The sequence below is a fragment of the Aurantimonas sp. A3-2-R12 genome (genome assembly GCF_036016755.1).
Lineage (GTDB): Bacteria > Pseudomonadota > Alphaproteobacteria > Rhizobiales > Rhizobiaceae > Aurantimonas > Aurantimonas coralicida_A.
Window position 1 is genome coordinate 19,185 of record NZ_JAYXIH010000013.1, and the last position, 25,631, is coordinate 44,815.

The 25,631-nt window shown below is 64.0% G+C and carries 31 protein-coding genes and 1 tRNA gene; 23 read left to right on the plus strand and 9 right to left on the minus strand.

Features of this window, described 5'->3' with window-relative positions; all coding sequences use genetic code 11:
* The first annotated feature begins 4 nt into the window (after positions 1 to 4).
* From VSX60_RS08725 to VSX60_RS08755, 7 genes are all read left to right on the plus strand, one after another.
* On the plus strand, positions 5 to 307 hold the full coding sequence (locus tag VSX60_RS08725) for a hypothetical protein (protein WP_327623768.1): 303 nt from the start codon (positions 5 to 7) through the stop codon (positions 305 to 307).
* 162 nt (positions 308 to 469) lie between these two features.
* Entirely contained in the window at positions 470 to 655 is a 186-nt protein-coding gene (locus tag VSX60_RS08730) for a hypothetical protein (RefSeq protein WP_327623769.1), read from the plus strand.
* A gap of 23 nt (positions 656 to 678) precedes the next feature.
* Complete coding sequence (locus tag VSX60_RS08735) at positions 679 to 1,407, plus strand: hypothetical protein (protein WP_327623770.1); 729 nt, start codon at positions 679 to 681, stop codon at positions 1,405 to 1,407.
* Positions 1,404 to 1,607, plus strand: coding sequence for a hypothetical protein (locus VSX60_RS08740; protein ID WP_327623771.1), 204 nt, complete (start codon positions 1,404 to 1,406; stop codon positions 1,605 to 1,607). Before VSX60_RS08735 ends, VSX60_RS08740 begins: the two co-directional genes overlap by 4 nt.
* Positions 1,607 to 1,822 (plus strand): hypothetical protein, encoded by a 216-nt coding sequence (locus VSX60_RS08745; protein ID WP_327623772.1) that lies wholly within the window; start codon positions 1,607 to 1,609, stop codon positions 1,820 to 1,822. The genes VSX60_RS08740 and VSX60_RS08745 overlap by 1 nt, the downstream gene beginning before the upstream one ends.
* Positions 1,823 to 1,826: 4 nt before the next feature.
* Entirely contained in the window at positions 1,827 to 2,015 is a 189-nt protein-coding gene (locus tag VSX60_RS08750) for a hypothetical protein (RefSeq protein ID WP_327623773.1), read from the plus strand.
* 2 nt (positions 2,016 to 2,017) lie between these two features.
* A complete protein-coding gene (locus VSX60_RS08755) occupies positions 2,018 to 2,368 on the plus strand; it encodes a hypothetical protein (RefSeq protein ID WP_327623774.1) in 351 nt (116 codons plus the stop codon).
* A gap of 80 nt (positions 2,369 to 2,448) precedes the next feature.
* Here the strand turns inward: VSX60_RS08755 and VSX60_RS08760 are convergent, their stop codons facing one another.
* On the minus strand, positions 2,449 to 2,721 hold the full coding sequence (locus tag VSX60_RS08760; protein WP_327623775.1) for a hypothetical protein: 273 nt from the start codon (positions 2,719 to 2,721) through the stop codon (positions 2,449 to 2,451).
* A gap of 631 nt (positions 2,722 to 3,352) precedes the next feature.
* A tRNA-Gln gene (locus VSX60_RS08765) sits at positions 3,353 to 3,426 on the minus strand.
* A gap of 294 nt (positions 3,427 to 3,720) precedes the next feature.
* On the opposite strand from VSX60_RS08765, the gene VSX60_RS08770 reads away from it, so the two are divergent.
* The 3 genes from VSX60_RS08770 to guaB all read left to right on the plus strand — a co-directional run bounded on the left by VSX60_RS08770 (position 3,721) and on the right by guaB (position 7,583).
* Positions 3,721 to 5,175, plus strand: coding sequence for a Ppx/GppA phosphatase family protein (locus VSX60_RS08770; RefSeq protein WP_442873073.1), 1,455 nt, complete (start codon positions 3,721 to 3,723; stop codon positions 5,173 to 5,175).
* Positions 5,172 to 5,906: an RlmE family RNA methyltransferase gene (locus VSX60_RS08775; protein WP_327623776.1), complete on the plus strand. Its 735-nt coding sequence runs from the start codon at positions 5,172 to 5,174 to the stop codon at positions 5,904 to 5,906. The genes VSX60_RS08770 and VSX60_RS08775 overlap by 4 nt, the downstream gene beginning before the upstream one ends.
* A gap of 171 nt (positions 5,907 to 6,077) precedes the next feature.
* Entirely contained in the window at positions 6,078 to 7,583 is a 1,506-nt protein-coding gene (gene guaB / locus VSX60_RS08780) for an IMP dehydrogenase (RefSeq protein WP_327623777.1), read from the plus strand.
* On the opposite strand, the gene VSX60_RS08785 is transcribed toward guaB, so the two are convergent.
* On the minus strand, positions 7,543 to 8,541 hold the full coding sequence (locus tag VSX60_RS08785; protein WP_327623778.1) for a hydrogen peroxide-inducible genes activator: 999 nt from the start codon (positions 8,539 to 8,541) through the stop codon (positions 7,543 to 7,545). The genes guaB and VSX60_RS08785 overlap by 41 nt on opposite strands.
* 103 nt (positions 8,542 to 8,644) lie before the next feature.
* On the opposite strand from VSX60_RS08785, the gene VSX60_RS08790 reads away from it, so the two are divergent.
* The 6 genes from VSX60_RS08790 (at position 8,645) to VSX60_RS08815 (ending at position 13,574) form a co-directional block, all read left to right on the plus strand.
* A complete protein-coding gene (locus VSX60_RS08790; RefSeq protein WP_327623779.1) occupies positions 8,645 to 10,195 on the plus strand; it encodes a catalase in 1,551 nt (516 codons plus the stop codon).
* A gap of 153 nt (positions 10,196 to 10,348) precedes the next feature.
* A complete protein-coding gene (locus VSX60_RS08795) occupies positions 10,349 to 10,630 on the plus strand; it encodes a type II toxin-antitoxin system Phd/YefM family antitoxin (RefSeq protein ID WP_327623780.1) in 282 nt (93 codons plus the stop codon).
* A gap of 6 nt (positions 10,631 to 10,636) precedes the next feature.
* Positions 10,637 to 11,044: a type II toxin-antitoxin system VapC family toxin gene (locus VSX60_RS08800; RefSeq protein ID WP_327623781.1), complete on the plus strand. Its 408-nt coding sequence runs from the start codon at positions 10,637 to 10,639 to the stop codon at positions 11,042 to 11,044.
* Positions 11,045 to 11,117: 73 nt separating this feature from the next.
* Complete coding sequence (locus VSX60_RS08805; protein WP_327623782.1) at positions 11,118 to 12,416, plus strand: RsmB/NOP family class I SAM-dependent RNA methyltransferase; 1,299 nt, start codon at positions 11,118 to 11,120, stop codon at positions 12,414 to 12,416.
* Positions 12,413 to 12,865 carry a TspO/MBR family protein gene (locus tag VSX60_RS08810; RefSeq protein ID WP_327623783.1) on the plus strand — a complete coding sequence of 151 codons (453 nt, stop codon included), beginning with the start codon at positions 12,413 to 12,415 and terminating at the stop codon, positions 12,863 to 12,865. The genes VSX60_RS08805 and VSX60_RS08810 overlap by 4 nt, the downstream gene beginning before the upstream one ends.
* A gap of 46 nt (positions 12,866 to 12,911) precedes the next feature.
* Positions 12,912 to 13,574: a 5'-methylthioadenosine/S-adenosylhomocysteine nucleosidase gene (locus tag VSX60_RS08815; RefSeq protein WP_327623784.1), complete on the plus strand. Its 663-nt coding sequence runs from the start codon at positions 12,912 to 12,914 to the stop codon at positions 13,572 to 13,574.
* Between the two features lie 65 nt (positions 13,575 to 13,639).
* On the opposite strand, the gene VSX60_RS08820 is transcribed toward VSX60_RS08815, so the two are convergent.
* Entirely contained in the window at positions 13,640 to 14,128 is a 489-nt protein-coding gene (locus VSX60_RS08820) for a YciE/YciF ferroxidase family protein (RefSeq protein ID WP_327623785.1), read from the minus strand.
* Positions 14,129 to 14,294: 166 nt separating this feature from the next.
* On the opposite strand from VSX60_RS08820, the gene guaA reads away from it, so the two are divergent.
* Positions 14,295 to 15,851 (plus strand): glutamine-hydrolyzing GMP synthase, encoded by a 1,557-nt coding sequence (gene guaA / locus VSX60_RS08825; RefSeq protein ID WP_327623786.1) that lies wholly within the window; start codon positions 14,295 to 14,297, stop codon positions 15,849 to 15,851.
* 291 nt (positions 15,852 to 16,142) lie between these two features.
* The gene (locus tag VSX60_RS08830) at positions 16,143 to 17,399 is read left to right on the plus strand and encodes a tyrosine-type recombinase/integrase (RefSeq protein ID WP_327623787.1); all 1,257 of its coding nucleotides are present in this window, start codon (positions 16,143 to 16,145) and stop codon (positions 17,397 to 17,399) included.
* Here VSX60_RS08830 and VSX60_RS08835 read toward each other — a convergent pair.
* The 3 genes from VSX60_RS08835 to ada form a co-directional block, all read right to left on the minus strand.
* Positions 17,353 to 17,649 carry a helix-turn-helix transcriptional regulator gene (locus tag VSX60_RS08835; RefSeq protein WP_327623788.1) on the minus strand — a complete coding sequence of 99 codons (297 nt, stop codon included), beginning with the start codon at positions 17,647 to 17,649 and terminating at the stop codon, positions 17,353 to 17,355. The genes VSX60_RS08830 and VSX60_RS08835 overlap by 47 nt on opposite strands.
* Before the next feature lie 513 nt (positions 17,650 to 18,162).
* Positions 18,163 to 18,864, minus strand: coding sequence for a 2OG-Fe(II) oxygenase (locus VSX60_RS08840; protein ID WP_442873074.1), 702 nt, complete (start codon positions 18,862 to 18,864; stop codon positions 18,163 to 18,165).
* A 20-nt stretch (positions 18,865 to 18,884) separates the two neighbouring features.
* Positions 18,885 to 19,970 (minus strand): bifunctional DNA-binding transcriptional regulator/O6-methylguanine-DNA methyltransferase Ada, encoded by a 1,086-nt coding sequence (gene ada, locus VSX60_RS08845; protein WP_327623790.1) that lies wholly within the window; start codon positions 19,968 to 19,970, stop codon positions 18,885 to 18,887.
* 263 nt (positions 19,971 to 20,233) lie between these two features.
* Between ada and VSX60_RS08850 the strand changes: the two genes are divergently transcribed.
* Entirely contained in the window at positions 20,234 to 21,004 is a 771-nt protein-coding gene (locus VSX60_RS08850) for an SDR family oxidoreductase (RefSeq protein ID WP_327623791.1), read from the plus strand.
* Positions 21,005 to 21,259: 255 nt separating this feature from the next.
* On the opposite strand, the gene VSX60_RS08855 is transcribed toward VSX60_RS08850, so the two are convergent.
* Positions 21,260 to 21,886 (minus strand): TetR/AcrR family transcriptional regulator, encoded by a 627-nt coding sequence (locus tag VSX60_RS08855; RefSeq protein ID WP_327623792.1) that lies wholly within the window; start codon positions 21,884 to 21,886, stop codon positions 21,260 to 21,262.
* A gap of 101 nt (positions 21,887 to 21,987) precedes the next feature.
* Between VSX60_RS08855 and VSX60_RS08860 the strand changes: the two genes are divergently transcribed.
* Genes VSX60_RS08860 through VSX60_RS08875 form a run of 4 tightly spaced genes read left to right on the plus strand, consistent with a single transcriptional unit; the run spans position 21,988 to position 25,350 of the window.
* The gene (locus VSX60_RS08860; RefSeq protein WP_327623793.1) at positions 21,988 to 22,728 is read left to right on the plus strand and encodes a 3-oxoacyl-ACP reductase family protein; all 741 of its coding nucleotides are present in this window, start codon (positions 21,988 to 21,990) and stop codon (positions 22,726 to 22,728) included.
* Positions 22,725 to 23,933, plus strand: coding sequence for an MFS transporter (locus VSX60_RS08865; protein WP_327623794.1), 1,209 nt, complete (start codon positions 22,725 to 22,727; stop codon positions 23,931 to 23,933). Before VSX60_RS08860 ends, VSX60_RS08865 begins: the two co-directional genes overlap by 4 nt.
* A 29-nt stretch (positions 23,934 to 23,962) precedes the next feature.
* On the plus strand, positions 23,963 to 24,457 hold the full coding sequence (locus VSX60_RS08870; protein WP_327623795.1) for a hypothetical protein: 495 nt from the start codon (positions 23,963 to 23,965) through the stop codon (positions 24,455 to 24,457).
* Positions 24,454 to 25,350 (plus strand): LysR family transcriptional regulator, encoded by an 897-nt coding sequence (locus tag VSX60_RS08875; RefSeq protein WP_327623796.1) that lies wholly within the window; start codon positions 24,454 to 24,456, stop codon positions 25,348 to 25,350. Before VSX60_RS08870 ends, VSX60_RS08875 begins: the two co-directional genes overlap by 4 nt.
* A 15-nt stretch (positions 25,351 to 25,365) precedes the next feature.
* Here VSX60_RS08875 and VSX60_RS08880 read toward each other — a convergent pair whose 3' ends face one another.
* Positions 25,366 to 25,629: a DUF2274 domain-containing protein gene (locus tag VSX60_RS08880; protein WP_327623797.1), complete on the minus strand. Its 264-nt coding sequence runs from the start codon at positions 25,627 to 25,629 to the stop codon at positions 25,366 to 25,368.
* Positions 25,630 to 25,631 lie beyond the last annotated feature (2 nt).

Below are 25,631 nucleotides of genomic sequence, written 5' to 3' on the forward strand. Positions count from 1 at the left end.
TGCCATGGGCCAGCGCGAAATGAGCAGCGAAGAGATGATGCGGGAGCTGGTACGCCAGGACCCCCTCAAGCTGCCGCGCGCTATCGTGATTGGCTCAGCCATCCTCGGCCTGTCCGCGATCGTATCCGTCTGGCTGTCGATCCCATCTGGAATCGGCACGTACCAGTCATACGCGCTTGGCGCGGACATCACGGCTATGGTCGATACCGAGGCCGGCAGCATCTACTTCTGCTATCCGGCTGAAGCAGAAAGCGTCTGCCACAAAGCGCGGCTGAAGATCCCGCCCTACCGCCCCCGTGAAGAATAGAGCAGCTCACGCGGAGCGCTGTCGACAGAATCGGGCTTCAACTCGCGCTTAAAAAGGCGTGCCCCGTCATGTAGAGGCTGGCGATACGCGCGACCCACTCGCATCAACGACAACCCATCAAGGCGCTTCCTCGCGAGGCGCCTTTTTCATGCGAGGGCAGGCATGGAACACGGCTATCTACACGACCTCGGCGCATCGTTCTCGACGTTCCTGAACGTGCTTCGCGGCGGTCCACGTGAGCCGATCTGCACCACGCTGCATGACAGTATCGAGGCCGGCGGATGGGCATCCCGCGTGCCGTGGCCGGCAAGCTGGCTGGCTCACTTCCGGCTCAGCGCTGAGAAATAGACACCCAAATATGGAGTACTGACATGGACGAACGCGCGTTTTTCAACACCGTGCGTGAGAAGCCGTTTGGCGGATCGCTGTCGCAGGATGCTGTCGACGACATCAAGGCAATCGTCACGGCCTTCGGCATCTATGGGGACGGCGACGAGCGGAAGCTCGCCTATATCCTCGGCACCGCGTTTCTGGAGTCCGACCGCTTCAAGGCGATGGAGGAATACGCCAGCGGAAAGGCATATGAGGGGCGGCGCGACCTCGGCAATACCCAGCACGGCGACGGGGTTCGGTTCAAGGGCCGTGGCTTCGTCATGATCACCGGGCGGGCGAATTATCGCGACTGGGGCAACCGGCTCGGCATCGACCTTCTGAAAGAGCCGCAGATCGTCTGCCGGCGCGACATTGCCGCTCGCATTCTGGTTCAGGGGATGATGCTCGGCACTTTCACCGGGAAGAAATTGTCCGATTATATCGGCCGCGCCACCGCCGACTACCGCAACGCGCGTCGCATCGTCAACGGCACCGACAAGGCCGCGCTGATCGCCGGCTATGCCGTCGCCTTCGAGGCCGCGCTGACCGCCGCCGGCTACGGGCAGACGCCGGAAACGCCGATCCGCACCATCGACCCTTCACCGGAGCCGGAAGCCCCACCGGTGCCCGCTGGCACCGGTAAGGCCGTGGCGGGTGTCACCATCCTCGGCGCCATCGCTGCGGCGCTCTACTCCGCCTGGGATTGGATCGGAGGGCTATTTCAGTGACCGTTGATCAGAAAACACCCAACCCGACAAACAAGCTCACGGCCGCGATGGTAGCCGGCGCCGTCGTCGCCATCGTTCGCGCGACCGTCTCGCACTTCGCGCCCGAGTTCGATGACGAGGCGATCTGGGTGGCCGTCACGCCACTCGCGATCCTCGCCGCCGGTTATTTCATCCGCGACAAGCCGAACGGGGGCGCGTGATGTTCGGGCTCGAAACAATCCTCATCGCGGTCGCCGCCGTCTTCGCCGGAATCGCGGCCGCCTTCTTCAAGGGCAAGTCCAGCGGCAAATCGCAGGTCCGCGCGGAACAGGCCGCCGACCGCGCCAAGGCCACGTCTGACGCCCGCAAGGTCGAAAACGAGGTCGCCGGCCAAAAGCCTGCGGCTAATCGCGAGGAGCTGAAACGATGGAGCTGAAACGATGGGGAAACTAGCCATCATTGGCGTGCTCTTGCTCGCCGCCTGCACGACGCCGCCGCAAGGCGATTTTTGCGATGTCGCCAAGCCGGTCCGCCTGTCCTCGCAAGCCGTCGACGCGCTCAGCGATGCCGAAGTCGCCGCCGTACTTTCCGAAAATCGGAAGGGCGCGAAGCTTTGCGGGTGGAAGTAGGCATGGAGTGGAACGAGGACGACATTCGCAGGCTCCGCAATCTCATGGCTCACCATGACGATATCGTCGGAATCCCTAAGCTGGACCTCCGCGTTGAGGGTGCCGAGAAGGCCATTTCCGCGATCACCAGGCGCGTCGACACTCTATCGATGACAGAGGAGCACGCGAAGGACATGGAGCGCCTACGCCAGACACACATGGACGAGAAATTTGCCAGTCTGAAACGGGATATCTGCTCGATCAAGGATCAAATCCAGAGCGCGACGCGATGGTTCATCTTTACCGTTGGCGGCGCGGTGATCGTTGCCGTCGTCGGGTTTGCCATGAACGGCGGGTTCAAGATCCCCGTCTAGCCCCCTCCGCACCTATTCCACCCGAACCGCCGTGGCCTGATGGGCTGCGGCGGTTTTTTGCGTTTGGGGCTCATCTCGTGTCATCGGGTGTCCTCGGCTGTGATCTTGTCCACCGCTTCACGATCTCGCATGAACCAGATCTCATCAACCGGCATCTTAGCGTCGAAGACCAGCGGCACACCGCAAATCTTGCCCGGCGTGGGCTTATCGCTGGACGCATACACGCCGGCAATCTCGCAGGCATCGGCCTTGATCAATACACGGGCATGCAGTCCAGATCTGATCTCGGCAATGTCCGCACCGCGCGTTTCGGCTTTGGCGAGCCGCTTTCGGATTTCATCGATTATCGGCATCGGGTGTCCTCTCGGATAGAGCGCGGCGCCAACGTCGCCATGTGAAGCGAAGCCCGCATTTGGCAAACGACGGCGTGCTTCCGGTGCGCTCGGAAAACAGGGAGTTCCGGGCCATCTTGATATTGATCTGCCCGACGAACAACGGAATTCTGATGATGCGATAGAGCACGGCTCTCAATCTCCATCGTTAGGGCTGCGGGGAGGGAGCGCGAGTGGCATTTCGCCCGGCTCTGGTTCGCTTGAATCACAGCCGCGCCCGGCCCCCAGCATTCCCGCGATCAATCCAACCGTATACTCGTCGCCGAATTCGGGTGTCCCGAGATAATCAGATGGCTTCCGAAGTATGCCACACCGGAACCGCTCGCCGTCGTTCTCAAGCGCCGGGCATGGCTTGAATGGTTCCGCCCCCATGTGATCAACGGCTATGTCGCAGGCAGTCATCGCGCAACAGTGACCACATCCATTGCATGGGTTCCCGTGTCCCGGGAAGGATGGACCGGACGTCATCACCTTACCTCCGAACGCATGGCGAACAGAGTGTGCCGGTTTTTGTGCGTCCGGTGTGCGCTGTCTGTTCGCGTCTGGCGGGAATGTCCGCCTCGGCTAACCGTTGATTTTGCTTGGAAAAGTGTGGCTGGGGAACCTGGATTCGAACCAGGACTAACGGAGTCAGAGTCCGTGGGTCTACCGTTAACCTATTCCCCACCGTACCGGCCGCCTGTCGGCGCCGCGGATGCAAGCTCATATAGACGCAGGCGGCGCGACTGTGAACCCTCTGTCGCGATTTTTCCGTGATCCCCATGCCCGGACCGATGCGCCCCCTTGCCGCAGTCGCGGCGGACCGCGAACCGGTGCCGATTGCGCTGCCGAGGCCGGCCGCCGGTCCGCCATGCCCCGTTCCCGCCCTTGTGCTGTCCATAGGGCTTGCTACACTCGACAGTGAATAAGCCAATAAAGGCGCCATGACGTCCGGCAGGATGGCGGCGCCGGAGAGACCGTGTGAGTGACCATGATATCGGTGGGAGAAACCATCCGTCGTCGGATCTGAACGGGATTTACCAACCCGGCCCGGCATCGCCGCAGCCCCTGCATGATGGGGCGGGCGAGGGCGGGCAGTCCCTGACCAAGCGGCAGCGCCGGCGGCGACGCAAGGCGGTGGCCAAGAATGCGGCGCTCCCCGACGCCGCGGCCAAGACGGCGAAAGACGACGACCGGTCGGCTGGCCCGGCGGAGCCGCGCGGGACGCGAAAACCGCGCCGGCGCCGCCCGAGGAGTCGCGCCGCGAAGCCGGATGCCGGGGCATCCGCGCCGGTCGGGGCTAAGCGCGATGCTGCCCCGGCGGCACTCGCGCGCGCCGAGGCGAATGCGAACCGGCATTCGGCCGGGAAATCCGTGCCGGCCCTTGCGCCTGTCCGTGTCGCGCGTCCAGCGCCCGCCGCGCATCGCCCGCCCGCCTATGCCGCCCTCGATCTCGGCACCAACAATTGCCGTCTTCTCATCGCGATCCCGACGCGCCCGGGTCAATTCCGGGTCATCGACGCATTCTCGCGCATCGTGCGGCTCGGCGAAGGCCTCAGCCGCACCGGCAGCCTGTCGCGCGGCGCGATGGACCGGGCAATCGCCGCCTTGGGCATCTGCGCCCAGAAACTGGCCGCGCGCGATGTCGGCAACATGCGGTTGATCGCCACGGAAGCCTGCCGCTCGGCGGCGAACGGCGCCGAGTTCATCGAGCAGGTGACGCGGCATACCGGGCTTGAGCTCGAGATCGTCACCCGCGAGACCGAGGCGCGGCTGGCGGTCTCCGGTTGCGGTTCGCTGATCGATCGCTCGGCCAAGGGCGCCGTTCTGTTCGATATCGGCGGCGGCTCGTCCGAGATCGCGCTGCTTGATCTACGCGGCGCCTACACCCGCCGCCTGGCAAGCCGCATCGTCGCCTGGACGTCGCTGCCGGTCGGTGTGGTGACGCTTGCCGAACGTCACGGCGGCCGCGACATCACTCCGGAACTGTTCGAGCGGATGGTGGTCGAAACGGTGGAGATGATCCATCGCTTTCCCGAGCGCGACCGGCTCGGTTCGATCGTCGGCAGTGACCAATTCCATCTGCTCGGCACGTCGGGAACGGTCACCACGCTCGCCGGGGTGCATCTCAATCTCGAACGCTACGACCGGCGTCAGGTCGATGGCCTGTGGCTGACCGACGACGAAGCCGACGAACTGGTCGCCAGGATCGCCGGATGGAGCTTCGACGAACGGGTCGCCAATCCTTGTATCGGCAGCGATCGTGCCGATCTGGTGCTGGCCGGCTGCGCCATCCTGCAGGCGATTCGCCGGGTCTGGCCGGCCCCGAAGTTGCGGGTGGCCGATCGCGGCCTTAGGGAAGGGCTGTTGACCGAGATGATGGTCGCCGACGGTGTTTGGCGGCGGAACGAACCGATGAGGAAGACGCGCGGATGAGCGGACGCGGCGACGACCGGAGCTTGACCGTCAAGGTCAAGAAAAAGCGCGGGGTGAAGGCGTCCTCGCGCCGCTGGCTCGAGCGCCAGCTCAATGACCCGTATGTCCGCCGGGCGAAAGCCGATGGCTACCGCTCGCGGGCGGCCTACAAGCTGATCGAGATGGACGACCGTTACAAGCTGCTGAAGCCGGGGCTGAGAATCGTCGATCTCGGCGCGGCACCGGGCGGCTGGTGCCAGGTCGCGGTCGAACGCACCGGATCGAGCGGCGACGACATCCGCGTTGTCGGCATCGACTATCTGGTGGTCGAACCGGTCCCCGGCGCGACGATCCTGGAACTGGACTTTCTCGACGATACGGCACCAGCGCGCCTGCTCGAAACGCTGGGCGGCGATCCCGACATCGTCTTGTCCGATCTGGCGGCGCCCACCACCGGCCACCGCCAGACCGACCATTTGCGCACCATGCATCTGTGCGAGGTGGCGACGGATTTCGCCCTTCGCACGCTCAAACCGGGCGGACATTTTCTCGCCAAGACGTTCCAGGGCGGAACCGAGCGCGATCTTCTCAAACTGCTCAAGCAGAATTTCGTCAGCGTCCATCACGTCAAGCCGCCGGCCTCGCGCGAGGGCTCGGTCGAACTCTATCTTCTGGCCAAGAGCTTCAAGGGTCGGCGCAAACGTCCCGATGGGGAAGACGGCGAGGGCGAGGGACGGATGCCGCTCGACTGAGCCCCCCGCGAAACGCCGCCGATCGCCGTGACGGGTGCGTCCCCGATCGGGCGATCTCTTCGGTATAGGCACCCTGACTTCCAAACGTCACGCCACCGTGCTAGCAGCCCTTGCCAATCCTTTTCCCGCCCGACTCGCTTTCCGGCGGACGTATCACCCACGAGGACTGGCATGGCCCGCATCATCGAAACCGCAACCGGTTCGACCGCTCTGACCTTCGACGACGTCCTGCTGCAGCCGGGTCATTCTGAGGTGATGCCGGGGCAAGTCGACCTTCGTACGTCGATCACCCGGACGTTGAAGCTGAACATCCCGATCCTGTCGGCTGCCATGGACACGGTGACCGAGGCGCGGCTGGCGATCGCCATGGCGCAGGCCGGCGGCATCGGAGTGATTCATCGCAATTTGACCCCGGCCGAACAAGCCGAGGCGGTTCGCCAGGTCAAGAAATTCGAAAGCGGCATGGTGATCAATCCGGTGACCATCGGCCCGGACGCCACGCTCGGTGATGCCCGCGCCCTGATGGAACAGCATCGTATTTCCGGCATTCCCGTGGTCGAGAACGGCGGCGCCGGCGGCCAGACCCAGGGGCGCCTCGTCGGTATCCTCACCAATCGCGACGTGCGATTTGCCTCCGACGACCGCCAGCCGATCCACGAATTGATGACCAAGGAAAAGCTGATCACCGTCCGCGAGACGGTGGATCAGGACGAAGCCAAGCGGCTCCTTCACCATCACCGGATCGAGAAGCTCGTCGTCGTCGATAGCGACAATCACTGCATCGGCCTGATTACCGTCAAGGATATCGAGAAGTCGCAGCTCAATCCGAACGCCTCGAAGGACGCGCAGGGGCGCCTGCTGGCGGCGGCCGCGACCAGCGTCGGCGACGATGGCTTCGAGCGGGCCGAGCGCCTGATCGACGCCGGCATCGACTTGCTGGTGATCGACACCGCCCATGGCCATTCGCAGCGGGTTCTGGATGCGGTGGCGCGGGTGAAGCGTCTCTCCAACGAGGTCCAGATCCTCGCCGGCAACGTTGCTACGCCGGACGGCACCAAGGCGCTGATCGACGCCGGCGCCGACGGCGTCAAGATCGGCATCGGACCGGGCTCGATCTGCACCACCCGGATCGTCGCGGGGGTCGGCATGCCGCAGCTCTCGGCGATCATGGGCGCGGCGGAAGAGGCCGACAAGGCGGGCATCCCGGTGATCGCCGACGGCGGCATCAAGTTCTCCGGCGACCTCGCCAAGGCGCTGGCAGCTGGCGCGGCCGCCGCCATGGTCGGATCGTTGCTTGCCGGGACCGACGAGAGCCCAGGCGAGATCTATTTGCATCAGGGCCGCTCCTACAAAGCCTATCGCGGCATGGGTTCGGTCAGCGCGATGGCGCGCGGCTCGGCCGACCGCTACTTCCAGGCCGAGGTGCAGGACACGTTGAAACTCGTGCCGGAGGGTATCGAGGGACAGGTGGCCTACAAGGGGCAGGTCGCGGCGGTGTTGCACCAGCTCGCCGGCGGCCTGCGCGCGGCGATGGGTTATGTCGGCGCGCGCGATCTGGAGACCTTCCGGCGCGAGGCGCAATTCGTGCGGATTTCGAGCGCCGGCTTCCGCGAAAGCCACGCCCACGACGTGACGATTACCCGCGAAAGCCCGAACTATCCCGGTGTTGGCCTGTAACGGCAAGGCGGGGTTTTCTGCTCTTTTTCCGATCGTCATGTCTGTCCGATACGGCAGCGTCGGTCGGCACCGCCGACCCGGTTCGGCGAATCAGCTCCGCCAGCGCGTCGAAATCGCGCCGCCGCGCCGTCGACGGACGGAAGGCGAGGGCGATCGTCCGGAACGGCGTCGGCGCCTGGAAGGACAGGATCGCGATGCCGCCGGCGCTGGTTTCGTCGGCGATCGCCATCTGCGGGATCAGCGTCGCGCCCAGACCACCCGACACCATGCGCAGGATAGTCGTCAGACTGGTCGCGGCGAGGCCCGCCATTTCCCCGGCATCGGCGATGCGGCAGATTTCCAGCGCCTGAGCCCTCAGGCAATGCCCTTCTTCCAAGAGGATCAGGCGCTCCTGCCTGAGCGCCGCGATCGGGACGGGAACCGCAAGGCGGCTGGCCTCTGCGACTGGCAGGGCGAGGTGGAACGGATCGTCGAAGAGCGCGATCGTTTCGATGCCCGGGTTCTCGATCGGCAGAGCGACGAGGGCGCAATCGATCCGTCCCGTCGCGAGGTCGGCGAGCAGCCGATCCGTCACGCTCTCGCGAATCTCGCATTCCAGCGTCGGATAGGCGTGGCCGAGCTCGCGAAGAATAGCGGGCAGAAGATAGGGCGCGACCGACGCGATGATGCCGAGCCGAAGCCGCCGGTTGAGCAGCCGGTCGCCGAGTGTGGCGAGGCTTTCCAGCTCGCCGACCTCCGCCAGAATGCGCGCGGCGCGCTCGCGAACGAGCGTGCCGTCGCTGGTCAGCGAGACGCCGCTGGCCGCGCGATTGAACAGTGGTCCGCCGAAGAATGCCTCCATTTGGGCGATCTGCGCCGATAGCGCCGGCTGGCTGATATTGAGCTGCTTCGCCGCCCGGCCGAAATGCAGGGTCTCGCTGAGTGCATGAAAATATCGGAGCTGCCGGATGGTGATCATGCCGATAGGATAATCCGATTGCACTCCACTGCAAATACGATTGGAGATTATCGAGCGAATGCCTATTATCAGGTCGAGATTTTCCAATGAAAGGGAGGCCGTCATGGCTGATCGCAAGACACTGAGGACGAGCGCCGGCGCGCCGTGGCCGAACAATCAGGATTCGCTGTCGGCCGGCGAGCGCGGACCGCTGCTGATGCAGGACTACCAGCTCATCGAGAAGCTCGCGCACCAGAATCGCGAGCGCATTCCCGAGCGCGCCGTCCATGCCAAGGGCTGGGGCGCGCACGGCACGCTGAAGATCACCGGCGACATCTCCCGATACACCAAGGCCAAGGCTCTGCAGCCGGGGAGCGAGACCCCGATGCTGATCCGCTTCTCGACCGTCGCCGGCGAACTCGGCGCCGCCGATGCCGAGCGCGACGTGCGCGGGTTCTCGATGAAATTCTACACCGAGGACGGCAACTGGGATCTCGTCGGCAACAACACGCCGGTGTTCTTCGTCCGCGATCCCTACAAGTTCCCGGATTTCATCCACACGCAGAAGCGCCACCCGAAGACCAACATGCGCTCGCCGACCGCCATGTGGGATTTCTGGTCGCTGTCGCCGGAGAGCCTGCACCAGGTGACGATCCTGATGTCGGATCGCGGCCTGCCGGTCTCGCCAATGCACATGAACGGCTATGGCAGCCACACCTTCTCGCTGTGGAACGACGCCGGCGAGCGCTTCTGGGTCAAGTTCCATTTCAAGACCGAGCAGGGCCACGAGCACTACACCAACGCCGAAGCCGAGCAGGTCGTGGGCAAGACCCGCGAGAGCTACCAGGAGCAGCTGTTCAACGCGATCGAGGAAGGCAACTTCCCGCGCTGGAAGATGCAGATCCAGATCATGCCGGAAATGGACGCGGAAAAGACCCCGTACAATCCGTTCGACCTCACCAAGGTGTGGCCGCACGCGGACTACCCGCCGATCGACGTCGGCACTTTCGAGCTGAACCGCAACGCCGACAATTATTTCGCCGAGATCGAGAACGCCGCCTTCTCGCCGTCGAACGTCGTGCCCGGGATCAGCTTCTCGCCGGACAAGATGCTGCAGGCTCGCGTGTTCTCCTATGCCGATGCGCACCGCTATCGGCTCGGCACACATTACGAGTCGATCCCGGTCAACCGTCCGAAGGTGGAAGTGCACAACTACCACAAGGACGGCACCATGAACGTCTATGGCGGTGTCCGCACCGGCAACGAGAACGCCTATTACGAGCCAAACTCCTTCGGCGGCGCGGTGGAGGACCGCTCGGCCCAGGAGCCGCCGCTGCGCATCTCGGGAGACGCGGCGCGCTATGACCACCGCAATGGGCACGACGATTACAGCCAGGTGCGCGAGCTCTTCGTGAAGGTGCTCGAGGCCGACGAGAAGGAACGGCTGTTCAACAACATCGCCGGCACCTGGGCGGACGTTCCCGAAATCATCTGCGAGCGCCAGTTGGCCGAGTTCCAGAAGGTGCATCCGGATTACGAAGCCGGTGTCCGGCGCGCCTGGGACAAGATCAAGGCCGAGGGCGGCTACAAGCCGAACGCCGCGCCGATCTCGGAGAACACCCCGCAGATCACCGGCGGCGGCGCGGCCAGTGGCCATCCGCAGGCCGCCGAATAAAGCGAGGCATCGTCTCGCACAGACAATCATCGAAGGTCGGGAGCGATCCCGGCCTTCGCTCTTTGGTCGCGCCAACCCACGGTCGCACCATTGCGGAGTTTATCTGGCTAGCCTACTGTCTAGCTTAGTCGGCAGGGCATCACGAGGCGCGGCATGGGCAATCAGTGGAGTTTGCAGGACGCCAAGAACAAATTCTCGGCGGTGGTGGAGGCGGCCCTGAATGGGCGGCCTCAACGCGTGACACGACGCGGTGAGTCGGCGGTTGTCGTGGTCTCAGCGAAGGATTTCGATGCGATGAAGGAGCAGGAGATCGAGCGCAATCGCGCCTTTGTGAGGCATCTGCTCTCGGCCCCCAAAGTTCTTGGGCCTGGCGAGGAACTCATTGACGAGAACGATCGCGCGATGCTCGTTCCACGCGACGTTGAGTTCGACTAGCGCCCGATGTATCTGCTGGACACAATGGTGGTGTCGGAACTGGCGAAAACGCCACCACACGACGCCGTGCTGGCTTGGCTGGCAAGGAACGCTGACAGTAAGCAATTTCTCAGCGTTATGACCTTCGGCGAACTGGAGCGCGGCATCGCGTCGCTTCGCCGCCGAAATCGCAATCGTGCGGATCGTCTCTCGATCTGGTTTGCAGGCCTCAGCGAGGAATTTGTCGATCGGACGCTGCCGGTGACCTATCCTATCGCGCGCATCTGGGGCCAATTGTCGATCCACTCGCATTCGCACGCCGCAGATCTGTTGATTGCCGCGACGGCGCTGGAACACGATCTGATAATCGTCACGCGCAACATTCGCCACTTCGCGCCAACCGGCGCAAAGCTGTTCAATCCCTATGAAGTCTGAGCCCTTTGACCAATCCCATCGTCTTGCCGAACCCTGCCCGCATCGATTTGCGCACCGACCATAGGAGTTCGCCATGCGTTTAGGTGGTCGGATCGCCGCGGCGATCGAAATTCTGGAGGACATCGCGGCGCGCCATCGGCCCGTCGCCGACGCCCTGAAGGACTGGGGCCTGTCCCATCGCTTTGCCGGTTCGGGCGACCGCGCCGCCATCGGCAACATCGTCTACGACGTGCTGCGCAGGAAGCGTTCGCTCGGCTGGCGGATGGAGGACGATTCCGTCCGGGCGCTGGTGTTTGCCGCCGTGCTCGATGGTCTTGATATGGACGTGAAAGAGTTGGCGACGAAGCTCGACGGTGACCGTTTCGCGCCCGACATGCCCTCCGCCGACGATCTCGCGGCGTTTCGTACCCGTGACCTGTCGACCGCGCCCGGCGCCGTGCGCGCCGATGTGCCGGATTGGCTGGCGGCCCATTTCGAGGCGGCGTTCGGGGAGGGCTGGACCGACGAGGCCGCCGCCCTCAGCGCGCGCCCGCCGCTCGACATGCGGGTCAACACGCTGAAGGTCGATCGTGAAAAGCTGGTAAAGGCATTGGCGCCCTTTGCCGCCGAACCGTCACCGCTCAGTCCGCATGGCCTGCGGATAGCGCCGATCGAGGGCGCCGGCCGTCATCCCAACGTCCAGGTCGAGGCGGCCTTCCAGAAGGGCTGGTTCGAAATCCAGGACGAAGGCTCGCAGATCGTGTCGCTGCTTGCCGGCGCGCGGCCGGGCCAGCAGGTGCTGGACTTTTGTGCCGGAGCCGGCGGCAAATCGCTGGCCCTGGCCGCGAATATGGAAAACACCGGTCAGATTCATGCCTATGACTCAGACCGCCAGCGGCTCGCGCCGATCCATGACCGGCTGAAGCGCGCGGAAGCCCGCAACGTCCAGATCCATGCGCCGCGCGATGATCTTGCTGATCTCGTCGGCAAGATGGATCTGGTTCTGGTCGACGCGCCCTGCACGGGAACCGGCACCTGGCGGCGCCGTCCCGACGCCAAGTGGCGGTTGTCGGATCGGCAGCTGGACAAGCGGATGGCCGAGCAGGATGCGGTATTCGATCAGGCGGCGCGCTTCGTCAAACCGGGCGGTCATCTCGTTTACATCACCTGTTCGCTGCTTCCGCCGGAGAACGAGGCGCGCGTCGCGGCCTTTCTGGATCGCCAGGGCGATACGTTCAAAGTGGCCGACGCGACGGCCGCATGGGACACGGCTCTTCCCGAAGCTCCGAAGGCGTTCCAGGCCAAGCCGCTCGGCGGCGGAACGGCCTTGACGCTGACGCCGAGGACCAGCGGCACCGACGGCTTCTTCTTCGCCATGCTGGAGCAGGCATGAGGCATCCCTATCTCGTCCTGGCGCTGTTCCTAATCCTCACCGTCGGAGGCGGCTCGGCGGTCGGCATCGCCACCGCCCCGGGCGACTGGTATGCCGGCTTGAGCAAGGCCTGGTTCAACCCGCCCAGTTGGGTGTTCGCGCCGGCCTGGACGATCCTCTACATCCTGATCGGCATCGCCGGCTGGCGCGTCTGGCACGGCGGCGAGCTACAGGCCTCGCGCATGTGGTGGCTGCAGATCGGGCTGAATTTCCTCTGGTCGCCGGTGTTCTTCGTCCTGCATTGGACCGGCGCCGCGCTCATCGTCATGATGGCGCTGCTCGGCACGATCGTCGGTTTCATCGCGCTCACCTGGCGCCATGACCGCCCCGCAGCGCTCTTGTTCGTGCCGTATGGCGCCTGGGTCACTTATGCGCTGCTTCTCAACGGCGCGATCTGGTGGTTGAACTGAGCGAGTTGGCTGCCGATCGCGCTCCTCGTCGGCGGACCCCTCTGTGATGACGAATTTCGATCCCTCTCAAAGCGATCTTACCACCGACGAACTGGCCGGCCGCAAGGTGCTATTCGTCATGGCCGCCGCGGCCGAATATGGACCGGCATTGCGGCGCCGCATCCGGCCGCTGATGACCGGCGTCGGCCCGATCGAGGCGGCGCTGGGCACCGGCGTCGCCCTGAACGCGCTGAGGGCGGCCGGCCACCCGCCGGACCTCGTCGTCTCGCTGGGCTCGGCCGGGTCGCGGACGCTGGAGCAGGGGGAGGTCTATCAGGTCGCCTCGGTCGCATGGCGCGATATCGACGCCTCGCCGCTCGGCTTCGCGAAGGGCGTGACGCCGTTCCTCGACCATCCGCTCCACACATTGCTGCCGACGCCGATACCGGACATCGCGGCGGCCAGGCTTTCGACCGGGTCCGACATCGTCTCCGGCCCGCGCTATGAGGCGATCGACGCCGACATGGTCGACATGGAGACCTTCGCCGTTTTGCGCGCCTGCCAGCGTTTCGCGGTGCCGATGCTTGGGCTGCGGGGCATTTCCGACGGCGCGGCGGAGCTGCATCACTACGACGACTGGACGACGCTGCTTCATGTCATCGACCAGAAGCTGGCGGACGCGGTCGATCGACTGGACGCGGCGCTGGCTGGCGGTCTCCTTGCCGAATAGGCAAGGTGGGACGAACGGGCCCTGCTGGCGGGCGGGGCCCGTTCGTGCATCGGAGCGGTTCGCGATTACGCGGCCTTCTTGTTGACCTTTCCACTGCCGATCTTGGTCAGCTTCTCGTCCGCCGCCTTTTCCTGCGCAAGGGTTTCCTTCAGCGTCTTGGCGGCGTCCTTGTGCCCGAGCGTCTCGGCCCAGGCGATCAAGGTGCCATAGCGAGCGATTTCATAATGCTCGACCGCCTGCGCTGCCGCCAGCATCGCAGCGTCGAGGGTCTCGCTATCCTCGACCTCGTCCATGAGCCCTTTTGCCTCCTCGAGGATGCCCTCGATTGCGTCGCATTTCTCCGCCGAGGCCTTTTTGCCCAACCCCTCGAAAACGCTTTCGAGGCGCGTCACATGGTCCTTCGTTTCCTCCAGATGGGCATCGAAGGCGGCCTTCAGTTCCGCGGATGTGGCTTTCTTCGACATCTTCGGAAGCGATTTTACGATCTGCTTCTCGGCGTAATAGATGTCTTTCAGCGTATGGATAAAGAGATCGTCCAGCGATTTGACGCTCATATCTTCGACTCCGGTGGCGCGGCATGATTGCCGATGCCGGTGAACGGCGTTGCCGGATGCACGTTCCGCGCCATCGGCGGGGAGATTGCGAAGCCGGCTAGCGATGGCTGCGGCGGCGACCTGGCACATGCTGGACATTGGTGGCTTGCTTGCCTAAAGCCTCGCCATGACAGCGCACCCCGACACAATCCTCATCATCGATTTCGGCTCCCAGGTTACCCAGCTGATCGCCCGGCGTATCCGCGAGGCGGGGGTCTATTCTGAGATCGTCCCCTTCCAGTCCGCCGCCGAGGGTTTCGCGCGGCTGAAGCCGAAGGCCGTCATCCTGTCGGGCTCGCCCGCCTCGGTCACCGAGGCGAACGCGCCCGATGTGCCGTCCGCGCTGTTCGAGGCCGGTATCCCGGTTCTGGGCATCTGTTATGGCCAGCAGACCATGTGTTCCCAGCTCGGTGGCAATATCGAAGGCGGTTTGCATCGCGAGTTCGGCCGCGCCTTCATCGAGGTTCGCAAGGCTTCGCCGCTGTTCGATGGCATTTGGGCCGAGGGCACCCGCCACCAGGTCTGGATGAGCCATGGCGACCGGGTGACCGAACTTCCGGAAGGCTTCGAGGTTATCGGCCATTCGCCGGGTGCGCCGTTTGCCGCGATCGCCGACGAAAAAAGGCGGTTCTACGGTGTGCAGTTCCACCCCGAGGTCGTCCACACCCCCGACGGAGCGCGGCTTTTGTCGAATTTCGTCCACCGTATTGCCGGGCTTGCCGGCGACTGGACGATGGCGGCCTTCAAGGACCAGGCGATCGACGAGATTCGCAAGAAGGTCGGCACGGGCCGGGTGATCTGCGGGCTCTCGGGCGGTGTTGATTCCTCCGTCGCGGCGGTTCTGATCCACGAGGCGGTCGGCGAACAGCTCACCTGCATCTTCGTCGATCATGGCCTTTTACGGATGAACGAGGCGGAGGAAGTCGTCGCGATGTTCCGCGACCACTACAATATCCCGCTCGTCCATGTGCAGGCACAGGATCTGTTCATCGACGCGCTGGAAGGCGAGATGGACCCGGAGGTCAAGCGCAAGACCATCGGCCGGCTGTTCATCGAGACCTTCGAGGCCGAAGCCAAGAAGCTCGGCGGTGCCGATTTCCTGGCGCAGGGCACGCTCTATCCCGACGTCATCGAGTCGGTGTCCTTCACCGGCGGGCCGTCGGTGACGATCAAGTCGCACCACAATGTCGGCGGGCTGCCCGAGCGCATGAACATGCAGCTTGTCGAGCCGTTGCGCGAATTGTTCAAGGACGAGGTTCGTGTGCTCGGCCGCGAACTCGGCCTGCCGGAAAGTTTCGTCGGTCGGCAGCCGTTTCCGGGGCCGGGCCTTGCCATCCGCTGTCCGGGCGGAATCACCCGCGACAAGCTCGAAATCCTCCGCCAGGCGGACGCGATCTATCTCGACGAAATCCGCAAGGCCGGGCTCTACGACGCGATCTGGCAGGCCTTCGCGGTGCTCCTGCCGGTGCAGACCGTCGGTGTCATGGGCGACGGGCGCACCTACGAATTCGTCTGCGCGCTCAGGGCGGTGACCTCCGTCGACGGCATGACCGCCGACTTCTACCCATTCGACATGGAATTCCTCGGCAACGCCGCGACCCGCATCATCAACGAGGTGCGCGGCATCAACCGGGTCGTCTACGACGTGACCTCGAAGCCGCCCGGCACCATCGAGTGGGAATGATTTTGGCCCATCCGGACGTATCCGGAACTACGCTAGGATACGACACAAGCCATTGAAAACAAAATAAATTCCATCTAAGACAGTCAGCAGCTATCGGCACGCAGAGTTTGGCTCTGGCGGCCTGCCTGACGGACCTCCGGTATATTGCTTGGGCGAATTTTTCAAAGTACCGTCACGGTCAATGAGGCTCGTGACGGTACTTATTTTTCGTTAAGTCGTTGAAGATAAAGGTAATTACCTGCCACGAACCCTCGAAATTGTGCTGACGGTACTTTTCAGGAGGCAGTAAGGATGCTGACGGACGTCGCCATCAAGGCATTGAAACCAAAAGAGAAAATCTACAAGATTGCGGACCGTGACGGCATGTATGTGCGCGTCATGCCCAGTGGCGCGATCTCGTTTCGCCTGGACTACAGGCTCAACGGCCGTCGGGAGACCGTCTATCTGGGCAGGTACGGACGCGACGGAATCTCGCTTGCCCGGGCCCGAGAGAAGTGCATCGACGCGAGGCGCGCCATTGGCGAAGGACGGTCGCCGGCGATAGAGAAGCAGCGCGATAAGCGGCGCCTGAAAGAAGCGAAGAGTTTTGGCGAGTTCGGGGAGAAGTGGCTCACCGCCGCGCCGATGGCCGACAGCACGCGCGCCATGCGGCGTTCCATCTTCGAGCGAGAGCTTCTGCCGGTCTGGCGCAATCGCCTCCTCACGGAAATCACGCCCGACGATCTCAGAACCCACTGTGGCAAAATCGTTGAACGCGGTGCCCCAGCGACGGCTATCCATGTGCGAGATATCCTGAAGCAGATCTACGGATTTGCGATCCTGCACGGTGAAAAGGTCGCCAACCCGGCCGATGAAGTAGGGCCGGCATCGATCGCCACCTTCGTGCCGAAGGACCGCTCGCTTTCGCCTTCCGAAATTCGGGTGATGCTGAAGCAGCTCGAGCACATCGCCACGCTTCCCACGATCCGTCTGGGAATGCGGCTCTATCTGCTCACGATGGTGCGCAAGAGCGAGCTGCAGGACGCAGTGTGGGACGAAGTCGACTTCGAGAATGCGGTCTGGACGATCCCGAAGGAGCGGATGAAACGCGCGAAGGCGCACAACGTCTACCTGTCGCGTCAGGTGCTCGACATCATGATCGCCCTGAAGACCTGTGCAGGAAATTCAAGATACCTTCTGCCGTCGCGGTACGACGCCGATGCTCCTATGTCGCGCGCCACCTTCAATCGGGTTACCTACGCAGTCGTTGAGCGCGCGAAGGCGGAAGGTTTGCCCCTGGAGCCGTTTACGGTTCACGACATGCGGCGGACAGGTTCGACTCTGCTGAACGAACTCGGCTTCAACAGCGACTGGATCGAAAAGTGCCTGGCGCATGAGGACGGGCGCTCGTCCCGTGGCGTTTATAACAAAGCCGAATATGAGGTGCAGCGTCGACACATGATGCAAGAGTGGTCGGATATCTTGGGCGCCTGGGTCGATGGCAGGAAGTACGTGCCAACGCTCATCCCGCCGTCGATGCCGATCTTGCAGCCCGATCCGGCGCTTTGACCGGACGGGTTCGGCGTTGTTTCACGTCGGGGCCGGGCGCACGGAGAATTGGTTTTGAGCGACGGGCCGCGAGCCATGCCTGAACCTCGTCCAGATCCCAAACTACGCATCTCGGGGTCAAGGCGAAGCGCCGGGGGAATTCCCCCCGCTGCTCCATTTCGTAGATCGTGCTGTCAGCCAGCGGGACAATCTCGCGAAGCTGTTGCCGCCGGATCGTTCTTCTGATGGGTGTATTCGCCGCAGCGTTCATGTTGCATCTCCTCTTGATGGGCGGGTGAGGAGATAGAAAACAATAGATCCTGAAAGGTGGAAGCCTTCACGTCGATCAATCGGGAATTAGCGGGCTGTGGCGTGCATATCGGACGGTGACGTTCTCCGTAAACCAGGTGCCGCACAGGTGCGTGAATCACAGAAAGCGGGATTTTCTGAAGCCCCGGACTTCAGCAGCGGCGCGGGTTTTTGTAAACACGACTCCCTTCAAAATCCAGTTCCGAGAGGAGTGCCGGTTCGACCCCGGCCACCCGCACCACTCAATCTCCAAAGGCAGAGGTCACGGGTTCGAATCCTGTCGGGTGCGCCATTCGCAAAGGGTGCGGCATAGGTGCGCGCGAAGAACCTCTTGCTTAGGCCAAGGTCTTTGCAAACCTCGGTTTCGTAATGCGAATGCAGGGTGTCGCATAGGAGCGCCAAGGTCTACGACGAAGTTGAGCGGTCACGTCTTCGCGGGCCTTCATCTAATAGGCCGAGTGGCAGGATCGCAGAATCAGGCTGCATCGTGAAAGATGATCCCTAAGGTATGGCGATTCCCCGAGCGCAGCTTGCTGACGCCGTGGCGGAGGTTGACGCGATAGGACCCTCGGGCGCCCTGCACGGGGCGGCTGTTAACCGCGAAAACGACCGCGTCACCCTTCGTTAACGGAACCACCGCAACGCGCGACTGCATGCGCGGGCGCTGTTCGGTCAGTACGAACTCGCCGCCCTCGAAATCCTCGCCCGGCTCGCTGAGCAGGGTTGCCACCTGAAGCGGGAAGACGTGCTCCCCGTAGAGATCCTGGTGCAGGCAGTTGTAGTCGTCGCTGCCGTACTGGAGCAGCAGGGGCGTCGGCCGGGTCTGTCCGGCGCGGTGGCAGCGCTCTATGAATGCGGCGTGGTCGGCTGGAAAGCGGACGTCTATTCCCATCGAGTCGTGCCAACGATTGGCGATGGGTGCGAGATGCGCATAGAGCGCGGTTCGCAAGCCTTCGATCAGGGACGGCAGCGGGTAGGCGAAATATTTATATTCGCCGCGCCCGAAACCGTGGCGAGCCATGACGATGTGGCTGCGAAAGCGTGCATCCTCCGGGTAAAGTCCCGCCGTTGCGTCGCACTCGGCCGGCGTGAGCAGCTTCGGCAACCTAGCCCAACCCTGCGCATCGAGGTCCGTTGATACGGTCGACCAATTGATCGCTTCCAGGTCGCTATCCACGTCACGGGCTTCCGCAGCTCTCATGCCACTGTCTCGCGGTCGATCAGCTTGCGCTTGCGCTCGACGCCCCAGCGATAGCCGGACAAGGCTCCATCGTGACGGACCACACGGTGACAGGGAATGGCGACCGCCAGCGCATTGGCGGCACAGGCGCCGGCAACCGCGCGTACCGATTTGGGCGCACCGATCTTCCTGGCGATGTCGGTGTAGGTGGCGGTGGTGCCGGCCGGAATCTCACGCAACGCAGCCCAAACGCGTTGTTGGAACGCGGTGCCACGCACATCGAGCGGCAGGTCGAGTCCCAGACCCGGCGCCTCCACGAAGCCGACGACCTTCGCTACCAGTTCCTCGAATGCGGCGTCGGCGCCGATCAGCCGGGCGCGCGGGAAGCGGTCCTGCAGGTCGCGGACTAGGGCCTCAGGCTCGTCGCCGAGCAGGATTGCGCAGACGCCCTTTGCGCTACGCGCCACCAGGATTGCGCCCAGCGAGCATTCGCCGACCGCAAACCTGATCTCCGCATTGGTGCCGCCGGCGCGATATTCGGTGGGAGTCATGCCGAGCAACTCGCCCGACTTCTCGTAAAAGCGGCCGTTGGAGTTGAACCCCGCATCGTAGATCGCTTCGGTCACCGTGCTGCTCCGGCCGAGCCCGTCGCGAACCCTGGCCGCTCGATGCGCCGCGGCGTAGTCGCGGGGCGTCACGCCCGTGGCGGCCTTGAAAATGCGGTGGAAATAGTAGGTGCTCAAGCCTGCCGCCCGGGCCAGTTCGGCAAGGGGTGGGATGTCTTCGGAGCGCTCGATCAGCCGGCAAATCCGCGCGACCGTCTCGGCATTGTGGATGCCGGGCGACGGCTGCTCCGGCTTGCACCGCTTGCAGGGCCGAAAACCGGCCGCTTGAGCGTCTGCAATGCTTTCGTGGAAGCGCACATTTTTCGGGTTCGCCGAGCGTGACGGACAGGACGGACGGCAATAGACGCCCGTCGTCGCCACCGAATACCAGAACGACTCGTCCGCGGCGCGGTCGCGCGAGACAACACGGTCCCAGCGCGGATCCTGCTCGGTTGCAGTCGGCATCTCCCCGGATCTCTCCGCAATGAGCGTGCTCATCATCGCTCCCTTCCAAGTGCTTTTATACGCCGCCACGATGGCCTGTCGCCGTATGGGCGGCACTCCGGCCCTTGCGTTCAAATCGAAATAGATACCGCGACATTGGGGTCGTCCTCGTTGTCGATCGGCACAGCAGCGGCGCGCCTGCATCGTCGCGCCCCGCTTTTTCGCAGCGATGACGGAATCGAAAGCAACAAACGGAGTGTTCTCGCGATCCGGATCGGTATTTTACGCAAATTCTTCAACCGCAAGGAAGCCCCGAGATGAATGCACTTGCCGACAAGATCGCCATCGTTACCGGAGCAAGTTCGGGGATTGGCCGCGCCACCGCGCTGCTGTTCGCGCGAGAAGGCGCCCGGCTGGTCGTTACGGCCCGCCGCCAGTCGGAACTGGACCGGTTGCTTGCGGAGATCGAACAAGCCGGCGGCGAGGCCGTCTCGGTCGCCGGCGACGTGAAAGACGAGGCGCTGGCGAAAAAGCTGGTCGACACCGCCGTCGACCGGTTCGGCGGGCTTGATGTCGCCTTCAACAACGCGGGATCGAACGGCGCGATGGGCCCGGTTCCGGAAGTGTCCCTCGCTGGATGGCGCGACACGCTCGACACCAACCTGACCAGTGCCTTTCTTGGCGCCAAATACCAGGTTCCCGCGATGGTCGAGCGCGGTGGCGGGTCGATCATCTTCACATCGAGTTTTGTCGGCCACACGGTCGGCTTTCCGGGCATGGGGGCATATGCGGCTAGCAAGGCAGGCCTGGTGGGCTTGATGCAGGTTCTCGCCGTGGAATTCGGCGCCAGGGGAGTTCGGGCGAACGCCATCCTGCCCGGCGGCACGGACACGCCGATGTTCGCCGCCAATCAACCCGGCGCCGCGCCTGGAACCCGCTCCTTTGTTGAGGGCCTACACGCGCTGAAGCGGATCGCCTCGCCCGAGGAGATCGCGCGATCGGTACTCCACCTCGCCTCCGACGCATCGAGTTTCACCACCGGCGCGGCACTGCTCGTCGATGGCGGCGTGTCGATCAATCGAACTTGAATGTCGGAACAATGCGGGCTGTCTCCCCATCATTTCGCGTAGGGGGGAGGCCAGTTTCCTGGAGACAGAACGTCAATGTCGCGGCCCTCAGTCAGCTTTTGTGTCCAATATTCCAACTACCAATGAACCGCCTGCCCTGGATTTCGATCAGACCAGCACGCGGATTTTACGATTCCGAAGCGGACGTCGGGAGCCGCTTCGAGTGCCTGGCCATGAGCTCAGGACGTGAGCGCGCTGGGTATTCCGAGTCTTCCATCACTCCGTCCTTCCGTCGCGAGGATAGGAGACGAGGCCGTCCCAGGCGACCATGGCGCAATCGGCGACGGCGAGGAGCGCTTCCGGCGAGGCGCCATCGCGGGCCTGGATCGACATGCCATGCTGGACGGTGGCGTAAAATGTGGCGATAGCCCGCAGATCCAGCCCCGACGGCAATTCCCCCTCGGCAACGCCGCGCTCGAGCCGCTGGCGCAGCAACTCGACATTTTCCGCGCGCTGATCGGCCAAGTCGCGGCAGACCGCCGCGTTCGCTTGATCGGCATGCAGCGCCCCGAGCACAATAAGACAGCCGCGCGGCTTGCCGGGCCTGGAAAAATCCTCGGCGCTCGCACGCAGCATGCCCGCAATCGCTTCGCGCGCGGTCGGCGCGTCGGTCAAGCCGGACCAAATCCGCCCGCCTTCGGTCGCGCCGTAAAGCGCCACCGCCTCGCGGAACAAAGCCTCCTTGCTGCCGAAAGCGGCGTACAGGCTCGGCGAATTGATGCCCATGGCGGCCGTCAACTCCGAGAGCGTGGCGCCGTCAAACCCCTTGGCCCAAAACAGCTCCATCGCCCGCTGCAAGGCGGCGGCCCGGTCGAAACTGCGTGGGCGACCACGTTCGGCCATGCGACTTCCTTTCTGTATCGACTGATAAATAAATCTCTTGACGGCTTTCGGCAAGTGCGACATCTACTTCTGTATCAATCGATACATAAAGGACGGCAAACATGTCTGAATTGAAGGGTAAGGTCGCGCTGGTAACGGGCGGTAGCCGTGGAATGGGCGCGGCGATCGCCGAGCGTCTTGCGCGCGGGGGCGCCGATGTGGCCCTGACCTATACGAGCGCGGCCGACAAAGGCCGCAACACGGTCGCCGAGATCGAGCGCGCTGGTCGCCGGGGACTGGCGATCGCAGCGGACAACGGCGATGCGGACGCCGTCCGCGCCGCCGTGGAAAAAACAGTCAGCGCCTTCGGCCGACTCGATATTCTGGTCAACAATGCCGGCATCTACATCGCCAAACCGCTCGACGCGCTGACGCTGGACGATCTCGATCGAACGCTCGCCGTCAATGTGCGCGCTGTGTTCGTCGCCTCGCAGGCGGCCGCGTCGCAAATGGGCGAGGGTGGGCGCATCATTTCCATCGGCAGCAATCTGGCCGAACGCGTGCCGGGGCCGGGCCAGAGCATCTACAGCCTGAGCAAGGCCGCGCTCATCGGGCTCACCAAGGGCATGGCGCGCGACCTTGGATCGCGCGGCATCACCGTCAACATCGTGCATCCCGGCTCGACCGACACGGACATGAATCCTGCCGATGGCGCCTATGCCGATGCACAGCGCAGCCGGATGGCCATCCCACGCTACGGCAAACCCGGTGACATCGCCGGGCTGGTCGCGTGGCTTGCGAGCGAGGAAAGCCGTTTCGTGACCGGCGCCGGTTTCACCATCGACGGCGGCGCCAACGCATGAGCGTCGGATCGACCGGAATGCGGTCGCGGGCCGCGCAGCCGGCGCCGTCCTTCGCGCTCGCCGTCAGTTTGCTCGCCGGCGCGATTTTCGTGGTGGTGACGACGGAATTCGTCGTCGTCGGTCTGCTGCCCGCCATGGCGAGCGATCTCAATCTGTCGCTCGCCGAGGCGGGATGGTTCGTCAGTTGGTTCGCGCTGGCTGCCGCCCTGCTCGGCCCGCCGCTGACCATGCTGGCCGGCCGGTGCGAGCCGCGCCCTGTGCTCGTCGCGACGGCGATCGTGTTTGCCGCCGGCAATCTTGCGGCCGCTCTGGTTCCTCACTATTCCGTTCTGGTCGCCGTGCGGCTGGTGCAGGGCTGCGCCTTGCCCGTCTTTGCCAGCGTCGCCATCGTAACCGCCGCGCGCCTGGCGGGTAGCGGACGCGAGGGCAGGGCGACGTCGCTCGCCAATCTCGGCGTGGTCGGCGCCACCGTACTGGGAATTCCAGCCGGCGCGATGCTGGCGGATAAAGCGGGATGGCCCGCGAGCTTTGCCGCCCTTGCAGCGCTCGGCTTCATTTCGGCCGCCCTGCTCGCCATCCAATTTCCGCGCCTGGGATCCGCGAAGCCGCCCTCCCTGCGCGCCGAAGCCTCGCTCATGTGGCGGCCGGCGTTCCTGGCTCATCTGCTGCTGTCCGGGATGCTGTTCACGGCGATGTTCGCCGGATACAGCTATATCGTGCCGTTCCTCGCCGCGCGCTTCGGACTCGAAGGAGCGATCACCGGCTGGATGTTGATGGGCTTTGGTCTGGCCGGCGTGTTCGGCAATTGGCTTGCCGGGCGCCTCGTCGATCGCGATCCCCTCGTGGCGACGGCCTGGGTCGCTTGCGTCCTCGTTCTCGCGATGTCGACAATAGGCTTCGCCGGCGGCAACCTGACGCTGCTCGTCCTGTTGATCGGCCTATGGGGCGCCGCGCATATGGCGGCGTTCGTCGTCAGCCAGGTCAGCGCGATGGCCGCCGGACGGCAGGCGCCCGCCTTCGCCATGTCGCTGACCATTTCGGTCTGCAATCTCGGCATCGCGCTCGGCGCATTCGTCGGCGGCAGAATCGTGGACCATTACGGTGTCGGAGCCGTCGGCTATGCGGGCGCCGCCGCCGCCGCCGCCGCTCTCCTCATGGCTGTCGTGATGAAGGCAGCCCGATCCCGCACTCCGGCTACGACGTGAGCAACGTTACTGACACGCGTCGCGGTGCGTTGGCGGGCGCGATCGCGAGTTGGGTCATCATTTCCAACGCCAGCTTACGCAATCATAGCGCTCAGCGAAAACATCGTTCTCAATTTCATCCAGAGTGGCGCACGATCCATGGCAATGAACCTGAATTGCCGCCGCCCTATTCGCGCGATTGGGCGGAAGCACGCGACCGCGAAACCCTCGCCAAAGCGGCCGGCCGCCACATGACGCTCGTCGAAGTCGCCGACACGCAGCCCGGTGATCTCCTTCTCTTCGCCCTCAACGACTATTCGCCCGCCAAGCACTGCGTCATCCTCGTCGCGGCCGATCGCATGGTGCGCGGCATCGAGTCCCATGCGGTGGCCGAAGTCTCGCTCGGCTCGTGGTGGCGGCGGCGCATCCGCTTCATCGCCGTTCTCAAGGTCTGCGTACTCGCTCCCGACGGCGATGTCGTGCGCCATCTCAGGCCCACCGGTGCAGGCCAGGCACACGAGGGTTGGGGAGGCTGCGTCGGTTGACGATCGAATTGCGCCACCTCCGCTACGTCCTGAAGGCAGCCGAAGCCGGCAGTTTTCGCGCGGCGGCGCGCGCGTTAGACGTTCAAGAATCCGCTATCAGCCGCCGCATCCGTGATCTCGAGGACGAAATCGGAGCCACGCTGTTCATCCGCCATCATGGCGGTGTGACGCTCACTCATGCGGGCCAGAAGTTTCTGGCCCGCGCCCGCAAGGCAATCAACCAGATCGGCTATGCCACTAAGGATGCGGGAGCGGTGGGGCGGGGCGAATCGGGCATCGTGCGCATCGGGATATTCTCGTCCCTCGCTTCCGGTTTTCTCACTGAACTGCTTCGCGCGTATGGCGCCCGAAATCCCGGCGTCCGCCCCGATCTCGTCGAGGGCGGCCCGAGCGAACACATCGCTGCGATCCAACGGCACCAGACGGACGTCGCGTTCGTGACCGGCGAGCCGACCGCGGACGAATGCGATAGGATCCACCTGTGGAATGAGCGGGTCTACGTGGCGTTGCCGAGCAATCACGAACTGACGCTAAAGGATGAAATTTCCTGGGCCGATCTTCGGGAGCGGCACTTCATCGTCAGTGAGGCCGACCCCGGACCCGAGATTCACGACTATCTGGTCAAGCATCTCGCCGAGTTGGGCCATCATCCGAGCGTCGAGCGTCAGGGTGTCGGCAGGGATAATTTGATGCACTTGGTCGCCATAGGCCGGGGTCTCACCCTGACCAGCGAGGCGACCACGGCCGCGCGCTTTCCAGGTGTGGTCTACCGGCCGCTGGCCGGCGAAATCCTGCCGTTCTGCGCGATCTGGTCGCCGCAGAACGATAATCCAGCCCTTCGGCGGCTGTTGAGCCTTGCAAGGATTATGTCCAGCGTGGCAGGCCCACCCTGATGGTGAGATCAGCAACTAGTCTTTCGCCTGTCCAGGCGTCGGTGTCGGCTGGCGACTATTTTGAGGATCACGCCGCGCTTTCGCAAAACCTCGATCCGTCGCCATGAAGCGCTCGACCATGGGTGAGATCAACTTGACGGGATCGCCGACCGGCCGCCCTGTCTCGCGCGCAAGCACCTCCGCATAGGCGACAAGCTCGCGGTGGACCGCCGCCGGCAGTTCGACCGCGACCTTGACCGGCTTGTCGTTGGCAATAGCCCCAAGTTTCAACTTCGTCATGG

Excerpts from the sequence above, each read along its gene's own strand:
- VSX60_RS08735 (WP_327623770.1), top strand. The coding sequence starts at position 679 with ATGGACGAACGCGCGTTTTTCAACACCGTGCGTGAGAAGCCGTTTGGC.
- VSX60_RS08775 (WP_327623776.1), top strand. The coding sequence starts at position 5,172 with ATGAGCGGACGCGGCGACGACCGGAGCTTGACCGTCAAGGTCAAGAAA.
- VSX60_RS08880 (WP_327623797.1), bottom strand. The coding sequence starts at position 25,629 with ATGACGAAGTTGAAACTTGGGGCTATTGCCAACGACAAGCCGGTCAAG.
- VSX60_RS08805 (WP_327623782.1), top strand. The coding sequence starts at position 11,118 with ATGCGTTTAGGTGGTCGGATCGCCGCGGCGATCGAAATTCTGGAGGAC.
- VSX60_RS08830 (WP_327623787.1), top strand. The coding sequence starts at position 16,143 with ATGCTGACGGACGTCGCCATCAAGGCATTGAAACCAAAAGAGAAAATC.
- VSX60_RS08810 (WP_327623783.1), top strand. The coding sequence starts at position 12,413 with ATGAGGCATCCCTATCTCGTCCTGGCGCTGTTCCTAATCCTCACCGTC.
- VSX60_RS08745 (WP_327623772.1), top strand. The coding sequence starts at position 1,607 with ATGTTCGGGCTCGAAACAATCCTCATCGCGGTCGCCGCCGTCTTCGCC.
- VSX60_RS08865 (WP_327623794.1), top strand. The coding sequence starts at position 22,725 with ATGAGCGTCGGATCGACCGGAATGCGGTCGCGGGCCGCGCAGCCGGCG.
- ada (WP_327623790.1), bottom strand. The coding sequence starts at position 19,970 with ATGAGCACGCTCATTGCGGAGAGATCCGGGGAGATGCCGACTGCAACC.
- guaA (WP_327623786.1), top strand. The coding sequence starts at position 14,295 with ATGACAGCGCACCCCGACACAATCCTCATCATCGATTTCGGCTCCCAG.
- VSX60_RS08760 (WP_327623775.1), bottom strand. The coding sequence starts at position 2,721 with ATGCCGATAATCGATGAAATCCGAAAGCGGCTCGCCAAAGCCGAAACG.
- VSX60_RS08750 (WP_327623773.1), top strand. The coding sequence starts at position 1,827 with ATGGGGAAACTAGCCATCATTGGCGTGCTCTTGCTCGCCGCCTGCACG.
- VSX60_RS08820 (WP_327623785.1), bottom strand. The coding sequence starts at position 14,128 with ATGAGCGTCAAATCGCTGGACGATCTCTTTATCCATACGCTGAAAGAC.
- VSX60_RS08730 (WP_327623769.1), top strand. The coding sequence starts at position 470 with ATGGAACACGGCTATCTACACGACCTCGGCGCATCGTTCTCGACGTTC.
- VSX60_RS08725 (WP_327623768.1), top strand. The coding sequence starts at position 5 with ATGGGCCAGCGCGAAATGAGCAGCGAAGAGATGATGCGGGAGCTGGTA.
- VSX60_RS08800 (WP_327623781.1), top strand. The coding sequence starts at position 10,637 with ATGTATCTGCTGGACACAATGGTGGTGTCGGAACTGGCGAAAACGCCA.
- VSX60_RS08850 (WP_327623791.1), top strand. The coding sequence starts at position 20,234 with ATGAATGCACTTGCCGACAAGATCGCCATCGTTACCGGAGCAAGTTCG.
- guaB (WP_327623777.1), top strand. The coding sequence starts at position 6,078 with ATGGCCCGCATCATCGAAACCGCAACCGGTTCGACCGCTCTGACCTTC.
- VSX60_RS08860 (WP_327623793.1), top strand. The coding sequence starts at position 21,988 with ATGTCTGAATTGAAGGGTAAGGTCGCGCTGGTAACGGGCGGTAGCCGT.
- VSX60_RS08855 (WP_327623792.1), bottom strand. The coding sequence starts at position 21,886 with ATGGCCGAACGTGGTCGCCCACGCAGTTTCGACCGGGCCGCCGCCTTG.
- VSX60_RS08815 (WP_327623784.1), top strand. The coding sequence starts at position 12,912 with ATGACGAATTTCGATCCCTCTCAAAGCGATCTTACCACCGACGAACTG.
- VSX60_RS08785 (WP_327623778.1), bottom strand. The coding sequence starts at position 8,541 with ATGATCACCATCCGGCAGCTCCGATATTTTCATGCACTCAGCGAGACC.
- VSX60_RS08755 (WP_327623774.1), top strand. The coding sequence starts at position 2,018 with ATGGAGTGGAACGAGGACGACATTCGCAGGCTCCGCAATCTCATGGCT.
- VSX60_RS08795 (WP_327623780.1), top strand. The coding sequence starts at position 10,349 with ATGGGCAATCAGTGGAGTTTGCAGGACGCCAAGAACAAATTCTCGGCG.
- VSX60_RS08835 (WP_327623788.1), bottom strand. The coding sequence starts at position 17,649 with ATGAACGCTGCGGCGAATACACCCATCAGAAGAACGATCCGGCGGCAA.
- VSX60_RS08790 (WP_327623779.1), top strand. The coding sequence starts at position 8,645 with ATGGCTGATCGCAAGACACTGAGGACGAGCGCCGGCGCGCCGTGGCCG.